Source organism: Ellagibacter isourolithinifaciens, from assembly GCF_008831035.1.
Lineage (GTDB): Bacteria > Actinomycetota > Coriobacteriia > Coriobacteriales > Eggerthellaceae > Ellagibacter > Ellagibacter isourolithinifaciens.
This window is the reverse complement of record NZ_WAJR01000052.1, coordinates 1-2,601: the sequence shown is the minus strand read 5'-3', so window position 1 is coordinate 2,601 and position 2,601 is coordinate 1. Positions and strand designations below refer to the sequence as shown.

Here is a 2,601-nt window from a genome sequence, read left to right as displayed (position 1 = left end):
TGACTATTTCACCGCTTTTGCTACGCCATTCCAAACATCGCTGCTACAGTGTTCCACGGTTGGCTGATACACCCCAACGAGAAGAATTGACACGCGCCCCGCAAGGGGCGCTTCCTTTTCCAGCAAAATCTCGATGGGCGCGAAGGGCGCCCTTGGCCATCGAGAGAAAAGGAGAAGGAAATGGTCAAGTACAGGGAGATCCTCAGGCAGAGGGCCATGGGGATAAGCATCAGGAACATCGCGTTCTCGTGCGGGTGTTCCACGGCGACGGTCGTCACCGTCGTCGACAGGGCGAAGGCGCGCGGGCTGGAGTGGCCGCTGCCGGAGGAGATGAACGACGCGGCGATACGCGCGGTCATCTACCCGAGGGAGCCCAAGTCCGACGCATCGAAGGCCGAGATCGACCACGAGCGGGTCGACAGGGAGATGGAGCGCCCGGGCGTTACGCTCATGGTGCTGTGGTCGGAGTACTGCGACGCCGCGCTGGCGTCGGGCAAGGAGCCCTACATGTACTCGGCGTTCTGCCAGAGGCACAGGAAATGGGCTATGGCGAACAAGGTCGCCATGCACATCGAGCGCAAGCCGGCACAGGAGATGCAAGTCGATTACGTCGGGGACGCCATGGGCGTCCTGGACCTGGACACGGGCGAGCTGCTGAAGGTGTACGTGTTCGCGGCCTGCCTGCCCTACTCGGGCGAGCTCTACGCCGAGGGATTCTACGACATGAAGGAGGAATCCTGGGTCGAGGCCCACGTGCACGCGTTCTCGTTCTACGGCGGCAGCGTGCCGATAATCGTCCCGGACAACCTGAAGCAGGGCGTGGCCAAGAACACGGTGGAGGAGCTCGTCGTCAACGAGCAGTACCGGCGCATGGCCGAGCACTACGGCTGCGCCATCGTCCCCGCGCGGCCGAGGAAGCCGCGCGACAAGGGGGCGATCGAGATGGGCGTCCGGGTCATAGAGCAGCGCGCCATGGCGCCGCTGCGCGACCGCGTCTTCACGTCGCTCGCGCAGCTGAACGGGGCGCTGATGGAGAAGGTGCGCGAGATCAACGCGCGCCCCTTCCAGAAGCGCGACGGCAGCAGGGACGAGGTCTTCATCCGCCAAGAGAAGCCGCTCCTCGTCCCGCTGCCCGGCAAGCCCTACGAGATGGTTACCCGCAAGACCGCCACCGTCAATTTTAACTACCACGTCGCCTTCGGCGGGTCCCGGTACTCGGTTCCGTTCAGCTACGTGAAGCGCGAGGTGGAGGTCTGCGCCACGAAGTCTGCGGTGTGGATCGCATGCGACGGCGAGCGCATCGCGATGCACGGACGCCTGCGCGGCCCCAAGGGCTCCTACTCCACGAACCCGGGGCACATGCCCGACTCGCACCGCGACTTCGCCGAATGGGACGGGAACCGCTTCCGCAGGTGGGCGGGGGAAATCGGCCCGTCGTGCGAGGCCGTGGTCGACGGAATCCTCAAGTCCCGCAAGATCGAGCAGCAGTCCTACCGCTCCTGCCGCGGCGTGCTCGCCCTCGCCAAGAAACACGGCAAGGAGATGCTCGAGCAAGCCTGCGCGAAGGCGCTTTCGTACTCGCCGCGCCCGAGTTACAAGACCGTCAAGTCGATCGCCTCGAAGATGGCGGAATCCGTCCCGGAGGACCCCGACGACGGCGCGTACCTGAGGGGAAGCGGCTACTACCAGAACCTGGATCAAGAAGATGCTGAAGGAGACGATGAATAATGCCAGCCAGCCAGTCAACCATGGACAAACTCTACAGCATGCGCCTATCGGTGATGGCGCAGGCGTACCGCGACCTAGAGGAGATGCCGGGCGCCGCCGACATGACCTTCGACGAGAGGGTCGCCATGATAGTCGACGCGGAATGGGACGCGCGGCGCGTGAACAAGCGCGCGGCTGCTCCGGCAGGCGGGCTTCCCCGAGCCCGAGGCGAACGTCGCAGACGTCCGTTACGACCCCGACCGCAAGCTGGACAAGGTGAGGATTGCGGAACTCTCGAACTGCGAATGGATACGCAACCACAGGAACGTTCTGCTGACCGGGGCGTCGGGCGCGGGCAAAAGCTGGATTGCGAGCGCGCTCGGGGTCGCCGCATGCAACGCCTTCTTCTCCGTGCGGTACGTGCGGCTCCCCGAGATGCTCGACGAGCTGACGGTGGAGAAAGACGAGGAATGGTTCAAGACAAAGAAGCGATACCTCAAGTGCGACCTGCTCATCTTGGACGATTGGCTTTTGGAAAAGGTCAGCGGGAAGGGCGCGCGAGAGCTCCTCGAGATCGTCGAGGGCAGGCTGCGCACAGGTTCCCTGCTGATATGCTCGCAGTTCTCGCCAGCCGGCTGGCATGCCAAGCTCGGCGAGGGCGCAATAGCCGATGCGGTTATTGATCGCATCGTTTATCGCTCGGATATAATCCACATCGAGGGCGATGAGTCCATGCGCAAGCGCATCGGCTAGATCCGTCGCGGGTCGATTATGCCAAGAGGGGCGCTCGCGCGCCCCTCGTTGGTCTAACGGTTGCCGCATCGGCGCGTATCAGCCAACCGCGGAACGGTGTAGCAGCGGCACGTGGAACGGCGTAGCAAAATCGGCGTAATA

Annotated in this window: 2 protein-coding genes; both read left to right on the top strand. The window is 63.7% G+C overall.

Going from position 1 to position 2,601, the window contains the following annotated elements; all coding sequences use genetic code 11:
- Positions 1-180 precede the first annotated feature (180 nt).
- Positions 181-1,728, top strand: a complete 1,548-nt coding sequence (gene istA, locus F8C90_RS10640; RefSeq protein WP_158050478.1) for an IS21 family transposase — start codon at positions 181-183, stop codon at positions 1,726-1,728.
- A gap of 174 nt (positions 1,729-1,902) precedes the next feature.
- The gene (locus tag F8C90_RS10635; RefSeq protein ID WP_211361106.1) at positions 1,903-2,460 is read left to right on the top strand and encodes an ATP-binding protein; all 558 of its coding nucleotides are present in this window, start codon (positions 1,903-1,905) and stop codon (positions 2,458-2,460) included.
- The last annotated feature ends 141 nt before the right edge of the window (positions 2,461-2,601 follow it).

What these genes read in the sequence shown, in the direction of transcription:
- istA (WP_158050478.1), top strand. Translation starts at nt 181, where the DNA reads ATGGTCAAGTACAGGGAGATCCTCAGGCAGAGGGCCATGGGGATAAGC.